Origin of the sequence: Pseudonocardia adelaidensis, from assembly GCF_039543345.1 — a bacterium.
Lineage (GTDB): Bacteria > Actinomycetota > Actinomycetes > Mycobacteriales > Pseudonocardiaceae > Pseudonocardia > Pseudonocardia adelaidensis.
In genome coordinates, this window is the sequence record NZ_BAABJO010000013.1 from 61,415 (window position 1) to 77,832 (window position 16,418).

Genomic DNA, 16,418 nt, shown 5'->3' on the forward strand with positions numbered 1-16,418 from the left:
CCAGCGTCACCGAGGGGGCGGCCGATCGGCGGAAGGCACGCGGGGGCCGGGGTGTCGGATCGGCGAACGGTCGAACGAACGGTCGATGGTGGGCTGGGTTCGCGGACGGTAGGAACGCCACGTTCCCGAACCGCCGGGACAGGAACGTGGCGATCCTGAACGTCGCGTGGCCGGCGGGACCTCAGGCGGACGGGGCCGCCTCGTGGGCGAGGAGCCGGCGCTTGACGTCGACGCCCCAGCGGAAGCCACCCAGCGTGCCGTCCGTCCGCAGCACCCGGTGGCACGGGACGAACAGGGCCGCCGCGTTGCGGGCGCAGGCCGACGCCGCCGCACGGACGGCCGCCGGGCGGCCGGACTTGGCCGCGTACTCGGTGTAGGTCACCGGCGCTCCGGCCGGCACCGTGCGCAGGACGTCCCACGCGTGCTCGAGGAACTCGCCCGACCGCTGCCGGACGGGCACGTCGTCGATCGCGGACAGGTCGCCGTCGTGGTAACGGACGATCGCGTCGGCCACGGGGCCGAGGTCGCCCTCCACGAGCTCGGTCGGCCGCAGCGCCTGGTGGACCTGCGGCAGCAGCTCGTCGAGGTCGGCCGTCCAGCCCGAGGCCAGCACGGCCCCGTCGGCGTCGACGACGGCGGTGAAGGGGCCGATCTTCGTGTCGATCGTGGCCCAGGTGGCGGTGCTCATGACGTCCTCCCGTTCGAGGTGGTGACGGGCATCGCCCGCCAGAGGTGGGTGGCGGCGTACGAGCGCCATGGCGCCCAGCCGGTGGCTCGGGCCGTCAGACCGGGGATGTCGGACGGGAGGCCGAGCGCGGCGGCGCCGCGGCGCACGCCGAGGTCGGTGGCGAGCAGCTCGTCCGGATCGCCGATGAGCCGCATCGCCAGGTAGCCCGCTGTCCACGGCCCGACGCCCGGCAGCGCGCAGAGCGTGGCCCGCAGCTCGGCGGGGTCGCAGCCGGGGTCGAGCACGAGCGAGCCGTCGGCGACGGCCCCGGCGAGCGCGAGGACGGTGGCGATCCGCCGCTGCGGTCCGGTGAGCACCTCCCCGCCCCGCTCGGCGATCGCCTCCGGTGTGGGGAAGAGCAGGGCGGGGCCGTCGCCTGCCAGGCCGGGCGGGAGCCGTTCGCCGAGGGCGGCGGCGTGCCGGCTCGCCGCGGTGCGGGCGGCGGCCACCGAGACCTGCTGGCCCAGCACGGCCCGCAGCGCGGTCTCGACGCCGTCGACCGTGCCCGGCAGCCGGATCCCCGGCACCGCCGCGACGGCCGTCGCGAGGCCCGGGTCGGCGCCGAGCGCGGCGTCGACGGCCTCCGGGTCGGCGTCCAGGTCGAGCAGCCTGCGCAGCCGGGCGACCGCCGGGCCGAGGTCGCGCGGGTCCGCCAGCCGCAGCGTGGCGACGACGTGCCCGTTGCGCGGCGTCGGCGTGAGGTCGAGGGCCACCGTCGCCGCACCGTGGGGCAACCGCAGCGTCCGCCGGTACGTGCCGTCCTCGACCGACTCGACGCCGTCGAGGGCACGGGCGGCGAAGAACGCGAGCAGGCCCCCGGCGTCGAACGGCTGCCGGTAGGGCAGCCGCAGCACCAGCGTCCCGGCAACGGCGGGTGCGGCGCCACCGCGCCTGCCCGCCTCGGTGCGCAGGGTCGTGGGCGGCACGCCGTAGACCTCGCGGACCGTGTCGTTGAACTGCCGCACGCTCGCGAAGCCGGACGCGAAGGCGATATCGGCCATCCCGAGCGGTGTGGTCTCGATGAGCAGGCGTGCGGTGTGGGCCCGGTGGGCCCGCGCGAGCGCGAGCGGGCCGGCCCCGAGCTCGGCGGTGAGCACCCGGTTGAGGTGCCGTTCCGAGTAGCCGAGCCGAGCCGCGAGCCCGGGCACACCCTGCCGTTCGACGACGCCGTCGGAGATGAGGCGCATCGCCCTGGCGGCGAGGTCGGCCCGCAGGTTCCAGTCCGGCGAGCCCGGCACGGCGTCGGGCTGGCAGCGCCGGCACGCGCGGTACCCGCGCTGCTGCGCCGCGCCCGCCGTCGGCAGGAACTCGACGTTGTGCCGCTTCGGCGTGACCGCGGGGCACGACGGGCGGCAGTAGATGCCGGTGGTGCGCACCGCCGTGATGAAGTGCCCGTCGAAGCGGGAGTCGCGCGAGGCGAGTGCGCGGTAGCAACGTTCCTGGTCGAGCAGCACGACAACGACTCTGCCATGCACAACGCACCCCGACTGGCGGAAATCGGACGCGGCCGGCGCGCGTCGTGGGGCGGTCACGCCGGGGTCGGCGGGTGGGCCGCCCGGTCACATCGACTTCGTCGGCCCGAAGCTCCCGGCAGCGGTCAGCCGGAGCGGCAGATCGGGCCGCGGATCCGCCCGTCGTCGCAGGCATCGCGGATCTCGTCGCGCAGCTCGTCCCACCGGTCGCCGTCGTCGGCCCGCCGCTCGGCGCGAGTGCGGGTCTCCTCGGCCTCGGCGCGGGCCTGCTCCTCGGCCAGCGCGGCGGCTCGGTCGCGGGCCGGTGCGAGTGCGAGGTCGGCGATCTGGGCGCCGGTGATCGCCGGACCGGCGGCCACCACCGGCTCGGCCGGGGCGGGCGCCTGCTGTTGATTCGTCCCCGAGGTGATCTGGGGGAGGGGCACGGCAGCCGCCTCGTTGTTGCCGGGCATCAACAGCACGGCGCCGCTGCTCGCGGCGATCATGCCGATGGCCGAGGCCGCGAGCACGAGTCGGGGCGGGAACCGCACGATGACCACCCTTCAATTCGGCAGCAGCTCCACTCAGACCATCGACCCGGCTCCGCCCGCGTTATCGCGGTTCCGCGAATGGGCGAGCGGGTGCGATGAGCGGCGAACGGGTGAGCATGTGTGCCCGCCCCGGTGACGCAGCGTCACGCACGCACGCCCGGCGCCGCGCCGGTCGGCGCCGGAGGTGTCGTCGGGCCCGTCGTGCGGCGGCCCCGGGGCGTCCGCGGCCCCGGCGGCGACCTCCGGCGCTGACCGCGCGGGTGGAGCACCAGCGCGCCGACGAGCAGTGCGACCAGCGCGACCGGGACCCAGGCCGCCGATGCGAGGACCAGCGCCCCGACGCGGTTGCCGAGCAGCACGATCGTGGCGGCCCACGCGGTGCCGGATCCGACCAGCGCCGGTCCGGCGACCCGGTAGGGCACGCCCGCCGCCCCCGCGACCCGCGGCATCACGGGCCGCGCCGCTGTCGCCCAGTGACCGCAGGCCAGCAGCAGCACGGCGGCGGGCCCCCGCCGTTGCGCGAGCCATGCGCTCGCCTGCGCGGCACGGGGCTCGGCCATCCGGCGCACCGGGCCGGGCAGCCTGGTGACGTGCGGGTGCGTGCGGCCGCGCCACCACCCGAGATGGGCCCCGGCGACGGTGCCCAGCGCGCTCGCCGCGATGGCGGGGACCAGCAGCTGCGGCGCGCCGAGCGACCACAGGCCGAGCGCGACGAGCAGCGAGCTGCCGGGCAGGGCCATGCCGACGAGCGTCCCGCTCTCGACGACCAGGACCGCGCACGCGACGACCAGCACGACGGGTGCGGGCCATGCCGCGGCCGCCTGGAGCAGGGCCGTCAGCACGGCGGGGAGGGGGAGGCGATCACGAAGGCCACGCTTCCGGGCCGGCGGGCGGTGCACGATCGGGCTGGACCCCGGATCGACCCGGGGTCCAGCCCCCCATCTGGGGTGGGCCTAGACCTACTGCGCCAGGCCCGAACGATCGTGAAAACTGATCCGCGTGAAGCGTCGACTGCGCGAGTGGCCCACCGCGGCCGTCCGTCTCGCCGGCGCCGTCGGCACCGCGTTGGTCGCCGCCGTCCTGCTGCTCACGCAGCTGGTCGGGCTGGTGCTGGCGCCGCTGTTCGGGGTCGGCCTGCCGGTCGTCGCGGGCGCGCTCGGCGCCACCCGTGCGCTCGCCGACGTGCACCGGGCCGTTGCGGGCCAGGTGCTCGGCGCCGACCTGGCCGTCGCCTACCGCACCGATCCGGGGCCCACGTGGCGGGAGCTCGCGGCGTGCCTGCGCGACCCGCAGACGGGCCGCGACATGATCTGGCTCGCCCTGCACGCGGTCGCGGGCACCCTCGTGGCGGCGTTCGCGTCGGTACTGGTCGAGGTGCTGTCCGGGGTGTTCGCCGGCGGTGTGGGGCCGTTCGCGATCTTCACGCTCCCGGCGTTGGTCGTGCTCGCCATCGCGTGGTGGACGGTGCCGTGGATCGTGCGCGCGCTGGCCCTGCTCGTGCGTGCGCTGCTCTCGCCGGCCGGCAGCGCGCTCGCCACGAGGGTGGAGCAGCTCACCGAGTCCCGCGCCGCCACCGTCGACGCGCAGGCCGCGGAGCTGCGCCGGATCGAGCGCGACCTGCACGACGGCGCGCAGGCGCGCCTCGCTGCCCTCGGCATGACGCTCGGCCTGGCCGCACAGGCGCTGCGGAGCGATCCCGACCGCGCCGCCGCGTTGCTCGAGGAGGCCAGGGCCGACGCCGGGCGCGCCCAGGGGGAGCTGCGCGACCTCGTCCGGGGCATCCACCCGCCGGTGCTCGCCGACCGCGGGCTGCCCGGTGGGCTGGAGGCCGCCGCGCTGCTGTGCCCGGTGCCGGTCGACGTCGCCATCGACCTCCCGGCGCGGCCCCAGGCCCCGGTCGAGTCCGCCTTGTACTTCGCCGCGGCCGAAGCGCTCGCGAACGCCGGACGGCACGCCCGTGCCACCCGGGCATGGCTGCGCGCCGCATTCGCGGGCGGCAGGATCACGGTCGTCGTCGGCGACGACGGCCAGGGGGGCGCCGATCCCCGCCGGGGCACCGGGTTGCGCGGCATCGAGCGCCGGCTCGCCGCCTTCGACGGCACCGTGTCCGTCAGGAGTCCACCGGGCGGGCCCACCGAGATCACGATGGAGCTGCCGTGCGACCTCTGCGCACCGTCATCGCCGAGGACCACGTCCTCCTCCGCGACGGGTTGATCCGGCTCCTCGTGGCCAACGGCTTCGACGTCGTCGAGGCGGTCGACAACGGCCCGGTGCTGCGGGATGCGCTGCTGCGCCACCGGCCGGACGTCGCGGTGGTCGACGTGCGGCTGCCGCCCACGTTCACCGACGAGGGTCTCGTCGCCGTGCTCGCGGCGCGCCGGGAGGTGCCGGGGCTGCCCGTGCTCGTGCTCTCGCAGTACGTCGAACAGCTCTACGCGCGCGAGCTGCTGGCCGACCACGCCGGTGGCGTCGGCTACCTGCTCAAGGACCGCGTCGGCAACGTCGAGGAGTTCGTGGCGGCGGTCCGGCGGGTGGCCGACGGCGGCACCGCGATGGACGCCGAGGTCGTCGGGCAGCTGGTCGGGCGCCGGGCCACCCCGCTCGCCGCGCTCACCCCGCGCGAGCGCGCCGTGCTGGAGCTCGTCGCCGAGGGGCGTTCCAACGCGGCCGTCGCCGCGGCGCTGTTCGTCACCGAGAAGGCGGTGGGCAAGCACATCAGCAGCATCTTCGGCAAGCTCGACCTCGCGCCGTCCGATGACGACAACCGCCGCGTCCGCGCCGTGCTCGCGTACCTGCAGGCCGTGAGCTGACCGCGACTACCCTGGAGCCCCGTGTCACTCACCCTCGGCATCGTCGGCCTGCCCAACGTGGGCAAGTCGACGCTGTTCAACGCCCTCACCCGCAACGACGTGCTCGCCGCGAACTACCCGTTCGCCACCATCGAGCCGAACGTCGGAGTGGTCCCGCTGCCCGACCCGCGCCTGGACGTCCTCGCGCGCATGTTCTCGTCGGCTCGCACCGTGCCGGCTACCGTGTCGTTCGTCGACATCGCGGGCATCGTGAAGGGTGCGTCCGAGGGCGCGGGGCTGGGCAACAAGTTCCTCGCGAACATCCGCGAGTCGGACGCGATCTGCCAGGTCGTGCGGGTGTTCGACGACCCGGACGTCGTGCACGTCGAGGGTCGCATCGACGCCGCGGGCGACATCGAGACGATCTCCACCGAGCTGATCCTCGCCGACCTCCAGACGCTGGAGAAGGCCGTCCCGCGCCTGCAGAAGGAGGCGCGCACCCACAAGGACCGCCGCCCGGCGCTGGAGGCCGCGGAGGGCGCCGTCGAGATCCTCAACGGGGGCACCACGCTGTTCGCGGCCGGCGTCGATCGCGAGCCGCTGCGCGAGCTGTCGCTGCTCACCACGAAGCCGTTCCTCTACGTCTTCAACGCCGACGAGTCGGTGCTCTCCGACGAGGGGCGCCGCAAGGAGCTCGAGGCGCTCGTCGCGCCGGCCGACGCGGTGTTCCTCGACGCCAAGGTCGAGGCCGAGCTGCTGGAGCTGGACGAGGAGTCGTCCCGCGAGCTGCTGGAGTCGATCGGCCAGGAGGAGCCGGGGCTCTACTCGCTGGCCCGGGCCGGCTTCCACACCCTCGGCCTGCAGACCTACCTCACCGCGGGCCCCAAGGAGTCGCGCGCCTGGACGATCAAGAAGGGCGCCACCGCCCCGCAGGCCGCCGGCGTGATCCACACCGACTTCGAGCGCGGCTTCATCAAGGCCGAGATCGTGTCCTTCGACGACCTCGTCGAGGCAGGCTCGATGGCGGCGGCCAAGGCCGCGGGCAAGGTGCGGATGGAGGGCAAGGACTACGTCATGGCCGACGGTGACGTGGTGGAGTTCCGGTTCAACGTGTAGCCGGGCCTCTGTGCGCTGGTCATCGCACCTCCAGTCCGTCGGTCCTCAGGGAGCCCGCAGAATCGCCCTCGGCGGTCGGCCACAGATGGGCGTAGATGTTCAGGGTCGTGGTCACGACGTCGCGTCCGGCGCTTCCTCGTTCCCACGTCGTCGCCGAAGTCGCCCCACGGGCATCCCGTCCGGCCTGACGATCCCGCAGCTGGTGAACTCCATCTCCACCGGCGCGCTCGACGCCCCCCGGATGATCACCCACCGGATGTCGCTCGGTAAGACCGAGGCCGGCTACGACACCTTCCTTCGCTCCGTGGAGACCGGTGCGCTGAAGGTCGTCCTGACCAACGGCTGGGTCCGGCCCCTCGCCGGCCCGCCCGGGTCCGGCCGCCGCACGGTGTCTCGAAGCTCCGACCGGCGGGGATCAGGTGCCGGGAAGATCGATGACGGCGACCGGCCGGTCGGCATCGCTCAGGACCTGCCGGCTCACCGACCCGAGCAGGATGCGGCGGATCAGGCCCTTGCCGTGCGTGCCGACCACGATCAGCTGCGCATCTTCCGCCTGACCGAGGATCGCGTGAGCGGCGTGGCCTTCCACCACGACGTGGTCCACGCTCACCGAGGCGGGTTCCGTCTTCTGTGCCTCCTCGAGCGCCCGGGTGATGGTGCCGGCCGCCTCCGCCTCGACGTTCGCCCCCATCCGCGCAACGAGCTCCGGGTCAGGCACCACCCGGAGCGCCTGGTACGGAATCTCGTAGGCGGCGACCGCTCTCACCGAGGTCCCGCGCACGGCCGCCTCGCCGATCGCGTAGCGCAGCGCGTTCGTGCCGAACTCCGATTCGTCGACGCCCACGACGATCGGGCCCGTCGTCGGGAGCTCGTCCCCTCCGACGACGACCAGCGGGCATCTCGCCTGGATGGTCAGCCGGTTGCTCACCGAACCGAGAAGGGCACTCGCGGCGCTACCCAGGCCGCGTCGACCGACGACGAGGGCGTCCGCACCCTCCGAAGCCGCCGCCAGAACGTGGGCGGGGTGGCCCACCTGCGATGTCGTGGTGCAGGTCAGGTCGGGCGCAAGCTCGCGTACGCGTGCCGCCGCGGCGTCGAGCACCTCTTCGGAGAACTCGATGAACCACTCCACGGGCTGGCTCGCCGCGGTTCTCTGGTAGCCGTAGAAGTCGATGTCGGCGGTGAGGCTGTAGGTGTTGATGAGCTCGAGCTGTTCGCCCCCGAGGCGGGCTCGGGCCACCGCCCATTCGAGCGCGTTGCCGCTCGGCTGTGAGCCGTCGATGCCGACGACGATCCGACCGGTCATGTGATGACCTCCCCGCGAGAGCGTCGGATCCGAACCTAGCCCGCGGGCGCGCCGTTGCGACAGCCGCTGAGCCATCGTGCAGCCGATGGAGCGATCCCTCGCCGTCGATGACGAGCACCCGGCCCTCCCGGGGCGGTGCACGGTCGGGCCGGCGCCCGGCCCGATCCCCGCCCTCATGCCCAGGACATTCTGATGGTCAGGAATCGAGGTGATACCCGAGCTGTCTGCTCCTTCTCAGCGATGTCCATGAGCGCGTCGGCATGATCTAGCCCCCAACGGTACCGTCGGAACAGATTGATTTCAGAACGCCAGGACTCGGCTGATCGAGGGAGGCAAGCAGATGTCAGATCTGATCGTGATCGGGTACGAGAATCCCCAGACCGCGCGGCAGGCGTACGAGGAGGTGCAGCGCTTGCAGCAGGACTTCATCGTCGATCTGCGCGGACTCGCCATCGTCGACGTCGACGCCGACGGCAAGGTTCACGTCGACACACCCGCGCGGGTCATCGGCGCGTCCGCAGCGTCCGGTGCGCTCTTCGGCCTCCTGCTCGGCCTCCTGTTCCTCGTGCCGGGCATGGTCCTGCTGGGCGGCGCGATCGGCGCGCTCATGGGCAAGCTGAACCAATCGGGCATCGATGCGAGCTTCCGCAACCGCGTGGAACACCTCGTCGAACCCGGGCACTCCGCCGTGGTGATCATGGCATTGAAGATCACCGAGGACAAGTTCGCAAACGCGATGCAGCCCTTCGCCGGCACCATCCTCAAGACCTCGCTGTCCGAAAGCGATGAGCGGGAGCTCGCCGAGGAACTTTCCGGGAGCTGAGAAGATCGCTCGGAATAGTTGTACGAGCCGGAACACCGCCGCATTTCGCGGCCTTCGCCGTGGGCAGGGTGCCGTCCGGGTTGCGCTGACGTCGCGATCGGTGGGCGGACCCGGGGCGGGGACAGGGACGGCGGCAGCGGCGGCCAGGGAGAGTGCGCCGAGGCGGAAGGGGTGTCGCGCTGCGGTATCGCGCCGATCGCCGGATCTGCCAGGCAGCCCTGGTGTTCGGCGCGCTCGACGACGCGCAACGGGCCGGCCTCTCGTTGGTGTTCCTCGGATCGCGCTCATCTGCGGCATGCTGCTGCGCCACGCCCTGCCGTGGCTCGCCGCGGTCTACGTCCCGGCGAGCGTGCTGGCCGGCTTCCTGGTCCTGCTGGCCGGACCGCTGGTGCTCGGGACGGTCACGGCCGGCTGGAGCCCCATCCCCGCGCAGACCGTCCACGTGCTCTCCGTCCCGCCCGGCCTCATGATCAACCTTGTCTTCGGCGGCATCGCGGCATCGCCGACTACGGCCAGTCGCAAGGGAACGTCGCCACCGGCTTCATCCTCGCCGAGATGGCCGACCCCGCCCACACCACGAGCGCCGCCGCGGGCTACGGGTACAAGCAGCTCTTCTACGAGCCGCTTCTCGGCCGGGGCATCGTCACCGCACTCAGCGTGCCGCTCATCCTCGGCGTCGGCTCCCTCGCCTCCGCCATCGCCTCCGCCATCGCCACGGCCGCCGTCTGGGGCATCAGCCGGAACCGCCGAGCCCACAGCCGACCCGTCGTTGAACTCGGTCCGTACCCCCGACCGGGTCGGGGGCCTCGCCCGGCGTTTCGTGCGTCGACCTACAGCGCCGTCGTAGCGGGAAGCGCGGTCCGCTTGCCGCGAGCATGGAGTGTGGCTAGCGTCACAGACCGTGCTGCGGCCGGAAGGCGTTCGTGCCCGCCGCAGCGGTCGTTAGGAGTGTCTGCGTGGCCCGCAACCGCCGTTTGATCCTCAGCTCGCCCCCCGAGGTCTGGGGCCTGTTGTCCGACGGCTACCGCTACGGGGAGTGGGTGACGGGAACCCAGCAGATCCTGGCGGCGGACCCGCACTGGCCCGACGTGGGCGCCTGCCTGCGGGTCCGCGTCGGCGTGGGCTCCCTGACGCTCGACGACACCTGCGTCGTCCGCATCTGCGAACCGCAACGCCGCCTGGAACTGGAAGCCAAGGCTGGCCCATGTGGTGCCGCCCGAATCGTCATGAACCTGATCCCGTGGGGCGAGCACACCCTCTTCGTCCTCGACTGGCACCCCCTCCGGGGCCCGGGCACGAGGATGCACGGACTACCCGTCGACTACCTCGTCGCGATCCGCAACGGCATGATGCTGACCAAGCTGGCGCGGATCGCGGTGCGCGAGCACGGGAGTGAGTCGGTGGAAACCGTCTGACGCCCCCGCGGCACGTCGGCCCGGCCCGATCTGGCATTCCTCGTACCCCAGATCTGATGGGGCACCCGGGGGTCGCCGTCGTTGATCGGGCGTGGATCCGGCGCTCGCACATCAGTCGGCGACCGGCCCTCCGTGGGCCACCGTCACGTCGGGGTGAGGTGCCGGTTCCGGCCGGGTCGTCGGGAGGACGAACCGGCCGGCGTGGAACAGGTCGCTCACCCGCCCCCGCCGTTTCAGGACGCGAGGAGCTCGTCGATCTGGTTGATCGCGGAGCTGGCGCCCTCGACGACCCCCATCGCCAGCACCTTCTCCAGCCCTTCCGCGGTGTCGTAGGTGGCCACGTAGGTCGCGCGGGTGCGGCCGTCGTGCTCGGTGAAGGTGTAGACGTTGGTCGAGACCGGCAGGTCGGGGTTCGGGTTGAAGTCCAGGTCGGCGAACCCGTCCTCGAACGAGAAGCTCCGCGGCTCCTCGACGGCCGTGACGTTCCAGTACCCGGCGAACTTCTCGCCTTCCGGGCTGGTCATGAAGTAGTGCACCCGGCCTCCGGGCGTGAGGTCGTGCTCGACGACGGTCGCGGGGTAGGTCGGGGGACCCCAGATCTTCTCGAGCTGGCGCGGGTCGGCGTAGATCTGCCAGATCCGCTCGGCGGGTGCGGCGAACTCGGCGGTGATGGTCAGCGTCCGGGTGTCGAGGTCGTGCTGGACGTCGGTGACGGGCATTGTTCAGTCCTCCCGGTCGGGGTGGGTTGCGGTGTCGGATGCGATCAGATCGTCGATGCGCGCGATGCGGCCGCGCCAGAGCTGTTCCAGCTCGGTGAGCATGGAGGCGACCGACCGCACCGCCGTCACGTCGCCGCTGGCCAGCTGCTCGCGGCCGTTGCGGCGCTTGGTGAGCAGGCCGGCCTTCTCCAGGACGGCGACGTGTTTCTGCACCGCCGCGAAGCTCATGTCGTACTTCGCCGCGAGTGTGGAGACCGAGTGCTCCCCGGCCAGGACCCTGCGCATGATGTCGCGCCGGGTGCGGTCGGCGAGTGCGTGGAACAGGGCGTCCGCCCGCTCCTCCTCCGTGTCGGCCATGCGCCAAACATACAACCAATCGGTTGCATGTTGTCAAGGGGTGCGCTCGCGGGCATCTGGCACTCTGCGGCGATGCACCTCGAGAACGTCGTCTGGGACGCCCGCGACCCGCGCCGGCTCGGCCGGTTCTGGGCTGCCGCACTCGATGCCGAGCCGATGACCGATCGGCCGGAGTGCTTCGAAGCCCGGATGATCCTGTCCGGCGATGCCTTCCTCGACCTGTGCTTCCAGCGCGTCGCGGCGCCGTCCTCGGCACCGGCGCGCCTGCACCTCGATCTCGCGGGCGGTGCCCGGCAGCGCGACGTGGTCGAGCGCCTGGTGGGGCTGGGGGCCACCCACACCGACATCGGTCAGGGCGAGGTGCCGTGGGTGGTGCTCGCCGACCCGGAGGGCAACGCGTTCTGCGTGATGGAGGACCGGGAGGCCTACCGCGGGACCGGGCCGATCGCGGCGCTGCCGCTCGACAGCGCGGATCCCGATCGGGACGCCGCGTTCTGGGCCGAGATCACCGGCTGGATCCCATGGAATGGGACGGCCGGCGCGGTGACCCTGCGCCATCCCTCCGGGGCCGGGCCGCTGCTCGAGCTCTGCCCGGAGCCGGAGCCGAAACGGGGGAAGAACCCGCTGCACCTGGACGTCCGCGCCGACCCGGGGGACGGTGACCCGTCCGCGCGTCTCACCGACAAGGGGGCGCGGCAGGTGAGCCGGGCGGGCGAGCTCCCCTGGCTCGTGTTCACCGATCCGTCCGGGAACGAGTTCTGCGTGCTCCCGGCGCCGCCGGGTTGACGTCGCCGGTCAGCGCCAGCCCAGCTCCGGGGCGATGTGGGTGAGCACGCTCTCGATGACGTGGGCGTTGTACTCGACGCCCAGCTGGTTGGGCACGGTGAGCAGCAGCGTGTCGGCGGCGGCGATCGCCTCGTCCTCGGCGAGCTCCTCGACCAGCTTGTCCGGCTCACCCGCGTACGTCCGGCCGAAGCGGGCGCTGCCGCCGTCCAGGAAGCCGACCTGGTCGGTGCTGTGCCGTTCCTGCCAGAAGAGCTGGCGGTCGAGGTCGTCGACGATCGGGAAGATGCTGCGGCTGACCGAGACGCGCGGCTCGCGCTCGTGTCCCGCGGCCTTCCACGCGTCCCGGAACCGCTGGATCTGCTCGGCCTGGAGCTGGTGGAAGGGCACACCGGTGTCCTCGGTGAGCAGCGTCGAGCTCATCAGGTTCAGCCCCCGCTCGGCGGTCCACTCGGCGGTCGCCCGGGTGCCGGCGCCCCACCAGATCCGGTCCCGCAGTCCCGGCGAGTGCGGCTCGACCCGCAGCAGCCCCGGCGGGTTGGGGAACATCGGGCGGGGGTTGGGCCGGGCGAAGCCCTTGCCCGTGAGCACCTCGAGGAACACCTTGGTGTGCTCCCGGGCCATGTCGGCGTCGCTCATGCCCTCGGGCGGCACGTGCCCGAAGTAGCGGAAGCCGTCGATCACCTGCTCGGGCGACCCGCGGCTGATGCCCAGCTGGAGGCGGCCGCCGGAGATGAGATCGGCGGCGCCCGCGTCCTCGGCCATGTAGAGCGGGTTCTCGTACCGCATGTCGATCACGGCCGTGCCCAGCTCGATCCGGCTGGTCCGCGCCCCGGCCGCGGCCAGCAGCGGGAACGGCGAGGCGAGCTGCTGGGCGAAGTGGTGCACCCGGTAGTACGCACCGTCGGCGCCCGCCTCCTCCGCGGCCACCGCCAGCTCGATCGACTGCAGCAGGGCGTCCGACCCCGACCGCACCATCGAGTGCGGCGACTCCGACCAGTGCCCGAAGGACAGGAAGCCAATCTTCTTCACGCTGCAACCAACTGGGCGGTGACGAGCGGCATTCCGCGTCCCGTCCTGCTCGTGGGCGATCGTTGCTCTCGACCAGCGTCACTTCGCACATCGATGACCGACTTCGCACGGGGCCGGCCCTGTGCGGAGTGGCCCTCGGGTGTGCGACGTTGTCTGCGCCAAGGTGTTTGATCACCCGGTGAGGTTGGGGCGGCGGTTCGGGTGGCTCTGGGGCGCGTACGCGGTCAGCACGTTCGGCACCTGGCTCGGCTTCAACGCGTTCACGCTGATCGCGATCTTCGTCCTGCACGCCGGGCCTGCGGCGGTCTCGGCGCTGGCGGCGGCGGGGCTCGCGGTGGGGGCGGTGGTGGCGCTGCCGCTCGGTCCGTGGGTCGAGTTCCGCCGCAAGCGCCCGGTGATGATCGCGATGGACCTGACGCGGTTCGCCGCGATGGCGAGCATCCCGGTGGCGTTCGCGTTGGGGTGGCTCACCTACGGCCAGCTCGTGGTCGTGGCGGTCGTGGTCGCGGCGGCAGACATCACGTTCCAGGCCGCGGCAGGCGCGTACCTGAAACAGCTCGTGCCACCGGAGGCGCTGGTGGTGGCGAACGGCCGGTTCGAGTCCACGACCTGGACCGCGACCGCGGTCGGACCTCCGCTCGGCGGCGCCGCGATGGGCCTCCTCGGTCCCGTGACGATGGTGGCGGTCGACGCGGTCAGCTACCTGCTCTCGGCGGCCGGCATCCGGGCGATCGGCGGGACGGAACCGGCGCCAGGTCGGGCGGAGCCGGGCCGGCTGCGCGCGCGGGACCTGGCCGACGGGTGGCGGTACCTGCTGGGCCATCGGACGCTGCGCGCGCTGCTGTGCAACACGGCGCTGGTCAACGGCCTGATCATGGCGGGGGCGCCGCTGCTCGCGGTGCTGATGCTCGACGACCTCGGGTTCACGCCGTGGCAGTACGGCCTCGCGTTCGCGGTGCCCTGCCTCGGTGGTCTGGTCGGCTCGCGGCTCGCCCCGCGGCTCGTCGCCCGGCTCGGACGGCGCCGGGTCCTGCGCATCGCCGGGGTGCTGCGGGCTTGCTGGCCCGTCGGGCTGGCGTTCGTCCGTCCGGGCGTCGGTGGGCTCGTGCTGGTCATGGCCGTCGAGCTCGGGCTGATCACCTGCGCGAGCGTGTACAACACGGTGCTCGGCGCCTACCGCCTCGACCAGATCCCGGCGGGGCGGGTCGCGCGGACGTTGTCGGCCTGGTCGGTCACCACCAAGCTCACGGTCGCGGCCACGACGGCCCTCTGGGGCCTGGTGGCCGCCGTGACGGACCCGCGTACGGCGATCGCGGCGGCCGGCGCGCTGCTCCTGGTGACCCCGCTCCTGCTCCGCAGGTCCTACTTCACAGACCCCGCCCCGGCTTCACACACGGCCGGCCTTCTGTGAAGCCCGTGCTGGATCTGTGAAGTCGCCTCATGGTGCTTCGGCGCCGCTCTCCTCGCCGCCGGCCTTCTCGGCACCGCCTTCCTCGCCGCCGCCGCCCGCCGGGTTCGTGCCAGCGCCGGCGGCGGGGCCGCCCTTCTCGCCGCCGCCGGGGTTGGCGCCGCCGGCGGGTTCGGTGCCACCGGCGGGCTCGGTGCCACCGGCGGGCTCGGTGCTGCCGCCGGGGGTGCCGCCGCCGGGGGTGGTGCCGCCTTCCGGCTCGGTGGTGGTGGTGGTGGTCGTTGTCGTGGTGGTGGGTGGTGTCGTCGTGGTGGTCGGCGGGTCGTTCTTCGCCTCGTCGGGCGGCGGCTGGGCGGGACCGCCACCGCCGCCCTGGTTCTGGGGTGCGCGTTGCGGTGCCGGCCGGCCTTGGTCCCGGGCCGGCGCCCGGTTGCCGCCCTGGTTGTCCGCCGCCGGTGCGGGGGCCGAGACCTCGGTGAGCTGGGGCACCACCACGACGGACGTGGTGCTGCCGACCGTGGGGGTCGGGGTCGGGCTCTCGGGGGCGTACAGGAGCGCGGCGCCGATCGCGGCCGCGACCAGCAGGCCGCCGGCACCGAACACCAGGGCCGGCCGGCGGGCCCCGCCGGTCGTCACGGGAGGTGAGACGCTCGATGCGATGGAGGGCACGGGCGGGCGCGGCGGGTCGGGGATGGGCGAGAGGTGTGCTGCCTCGACGACCTGCACCGGCTCGGTGGCCGGTGCGACGGGCGGGATGTTCGCGGCAGGCCACGACTCCGGGCGCGGTGAGATCGACAGCGCGGCGCCCAGTGCGATCGCGTTCTTCGGGTCGGCGTCCACCGCCACCGGGCGGTCGAACCCGGCCGAGACCAGCTGGGCCACCAGCGGGATCCGCGAGGAGCCGCCCACGAGCAGCACGGCGCTCAGGTCCGTCGGCACGAGGCCGGCCGACGCCACCGCGCGGTGCAGCGCGTCGACGCTCTCCTCGAGTTGCGGGCGGATCATCGCCTCGAACTCGCCGCGCGTCAGGCGCACCGCGGTCTGCAGCCCGGGGAGCAGGACGGCGATGCGCACCTCGGTGTCGACCGACAGCGCCTCCTTCGCCTCCTTGCACTCGCGGCGGAGCCGGGACACCGCGGCCACCGCGGTCTCGTCGGCCGGGTCGAGCTGGTCGAACGCGTTCCCGACGGCGTCGCGGACGTGCGTGAACACCGCGTCGTCGAAGTCGACGCCGCCGAGCCGGTCGATGCCCTCCGGGCGGCCGAGCAGCGCGAACGTGCCGTTCTTGCGGACGACCGCCGAGTCGAACGTGCCACCGCCGAGGTCGTAGACGGCGATCGTGGACCCGCGCTCGACGCGCTCCGCCGCCGCATAGCTGAGGGCGGCGGCCTGCGGTTCGGCCAGGAACGTCACGTCCAGCCCGCGGGCGACCAGTGCGCCGTGCAGCAGGTCCTTCTTGTGCGCCCCCCACGAGGCGGGGTGGGTCAGCGCGATGCGCCGCGCCGGGCCGCCCTCGCGCTCGGCCACCCGCTCGACGACCCAGGCCACCAGCGTCGCGGCCAGCTCGTGCGCCGGGTGTGGCGTGCCGCCGACCACCAGCGGGATCTCGTCGCCCACCTGCCGCTTGAACTCGCGCACCACGCGGTCCGGGTCGGTGGCCGCCCGTCGCTCGGCCGCCTCGCCTACCAGAACAGCACGGTCGGGGGCGAGGTACAGCACGGACGGCACCTGCACCGCCCGGTCGCCCAGCGACACCATCTCCGGGTCGGCGTGCTGCTGCTCCGTCGCACGGGACACGGCCGCCGCCGTGTACGTCGTGCCGAGATCGATCCCGAGTTGGTAACTCATGGGTGGCCCCCTACGCCCGTTCCGACGGGAGCCTCCACGTCGGCGTGGCCCGGGGTCATCCCCCGGCGGGCAAGTCGCGGTCCGATCCCCTAA

At 73.3% G+C, this 16,418-nt stretch carries 16 protein-coding genes; 7 read left to right on the plus strand and 9 right to left on the minus strand.

The genetic code is table 11. The features are described 5' to 3' along the window. Positions 1-181 precede the first annotated feature (181 nt). The 4 genes from ABEA81_RS18885 to ABEA81_RS18900 all read right to left on the minus strand — a co-directional run bounded on the left by ABEA81_RS18885 (position 182) and on the right by ABEA81_RS18900 (position 3,571). A complete protein-coding gene (locus ABEA81_RS18885) occupies positions 182-688 on the minus strand; it encodes a methylated-DNA--[protein]-cysteine S-methyltransferase (protein ID WP_345606494.1) in 507 nt (168 codons plus the stop codon). Then, complete coding sequence (locus ABEA81_RS18890; protein WP_345606496.1) at positions 685-2,181, minus strand: AlkA N-terminal domain-containing protein; 1,497 nt, start codon at positions 2,179-2,181, stop codon at positions 685-687. Before ABEA81_RS18890 ends, ABEA81_RS18885 begins: the two co-directional genes overlap by 4 nt. 143 nt (positions 2,182-2,324) lie before the next feature. After that, positions 2,325-2,729, minus strand: coding sequence for a hypothetical protein (locus tag ABEA81_RS18895; RefSeq protein WP_345606497.1), 405 nt, complete (start codon positions 2,727-2,729; stop codon positions 2,325-2,327). 143 nt (positions 2,730-2,872) lie between these two features. Continuing rightward, a complete protein-coding gene (locus ABEA81_RS18900; RefSeq protein WP_345606498.1) occupies positions 2,873-3,571 on the minus strand; it encodes a DedA family protein in 699 nt (232 codons plus the stop codon). A 157-nt stretch (positions 3,572-3,728) separates the two neighbouring features. On the opposite strand from ABEA81_RS18900, the gene ABEA81_RS18905 reads away from it, so the two are divergent. From ABEA81_RS18905 to ychF, 3 genes are read left to right on the plus strand one after another with little or no spacing between them, the layout of a single operon-like run. Continuing rightward, a complete protein-coding gene (locus ABEA81_RS18905) occupies positions 3,729-4,943 on the plus strand; it encodes a sensor histidine kinase (protein ID WP_345606500.1) in 1,215 nt (404 codons plus the stop codon). Next, positions 4,895-5,539 (plus strand): response regulator transcription factor, encoded by a 645-nt coding sequence (locus ABEA81_RS18910; RefSeq protein ID WP_345606649.1) that lies wholly within the window; start codon positions 4,895-4,897, stop codon positions 5,537-5,539. Before ABEA81_RS18905 ends, ABEA81_RS18910 begins: the two co-directional genes overlap by 49 nt. A 21-nt stretch (positions 5,540-5,560) precedes the next feature. Further along, complete coding sequence (gene ychF, locus ABEA81_RS18915) at positions 5,561-6,634, plus strand: redox-regulated ATPase YchF (protein ID WP_345606502.1); 1,074 nt, start codon at positions 5,561-5,563, stop codon at positions 6,632-6,634. Positions 6,635-7,049: 415 nt separating this feature from the next. Here ychF and ABEA81_RS18920 read toward each other — a convergent pair whose 3' ends face one another. Then, positions 7,050-8,015, minus strand: a complete 966-nt coding sequence (locus ABEA81_RS18920) for a universal stress protein (RefSeq protein WP_345606503.1) — start codon at positions 8,013-8,015, stop codon at positions 7,050-7,052. A 265-nt stretch (positions 8,016-8,280) separates the two neighbouring features. Between ABEA81_RS18920 and ABEA81_RS18925 the strand changes: the two genes are divergently transcribed. Both ABEA81_RS18925 and ABEA81_RS18930 read left to right on the plus strand, forming a co-directional pair. Continuing rightward, entirely contained in the window at positions 8,281-8,763 is a 483-nt protein-coding gene (locus ABEA81_RS18925; protein WP_345606504.1) for a DUF1269 domain-containing protein, read from the plus strand. A gap of 956 nt (positions 8,764-9,719) precedes the next feature. Further along, positions 9,720-10,178 carry an SRPBCC family protein gene (locus ABEA81_RS18930; RefSeq protein ID WP_345606505.1) on the plus strand — a complete coding sequence of 153 codons (459 nt, stop codon included), beginning with the start codon at positions 9,720-9,722 and terminating at the stop codon, positions 10,176-10,178. A 233-nt stretch (positions 10,179-10,411) separates the two neighbouring features. Here ABEA81_RS18930 and ABEA81_RS18935 read toward each other — a convergent pair whose 3' ends face one another. Continuing rightward, complete coding sequence (locus ABEA81_RS18935; RefSeq protein WP_345606506.1) at positions 10,412-10,897, minus strand: SRPBCC family protein; 486 nt, start codon at positions 10,895-10,897, stop codon at positions 10,412-10,414. A gap of 3 nt (positions 10,898-10,900) precedes the next feature. Continuing rightward, positions 10,901-11,254 carry an ArsR/SmtB family transcription factor gene (locus ABEA81_RS18940; RefSeq protein WP_345606508.1) on the minus strand — a complete coding sequence of 118 codons (354 nt, stop codon included), beginning with the start codon at positions 11,252-11,254 and terminating at the stop codon, positions 10,901-10,903. A gap of 72 nt (positions 11,255-11,326) precedes the next feature. On the opposite strand from ABEA81_RS18940, the gene ABEA81_RS18945 reads away from it, so the two are divergent. After that, positions 11,327-12,040: a VOC family protein gene (locus ABEA81_RS18945; RefSeq protein ID WP_345606509.1), complete on the plus strand. Its 714-nt coding sequence runs from the start codon at positions 11,327-11,329 to the stop codon at positions 12,038-12,040. Between the two features lie 9 nt (positions 12,041-12,049). Here the strand turns inward: ABEA81_RS18945 and ABEA81_RS18950 are convergent, their stop codons facing one another. Then, complete coding sequence (locus ABEA81_RS18950) at positions 12,050-13,069, minus strand: LLM class flavin-dependent oxidoreductase (protein ID WP_345606510.1); 1,020 nt, start codon at positions 13,067-13,069, stop codon at positions 12,050-12,052. A 184-nt stretch (positions 13,070-13,253) separates the two neighbouring features. Between ABEA81_RS18950 and ABEA81_RS18955 the strand changes: the two genes are divergently transcribed. Beyond that, positions 13,254-14,480: an MFS transporter gene (locus tag ABEA81_RS18955; protein WP_345606650.1), complete on the plus strand. Its 1,227-nt coding sequence runs from the start codon at positions 13,254-13,256 to the stop codon at positions 14,478-14,480. Between the two features lie 27 nt (positions 14,481-14,507). On the opposite strand, the gene ABEA81_RS18960 is transcribed toward ABEA81_RS18955, so the two are convergent. Next, positions 14,508-16,325, minus strand: a complete 1,818-nt coding sequence (locus tag ABEA81_RS18960) for an Hsp70 family protein (RefSeq protein ID WP_345606511.1) — start codon at positions 16,323-16,325, stop codon at positions 14,508-14,510. Positions 16,326-16,418 lie beyond the last annotated feature (93 nt).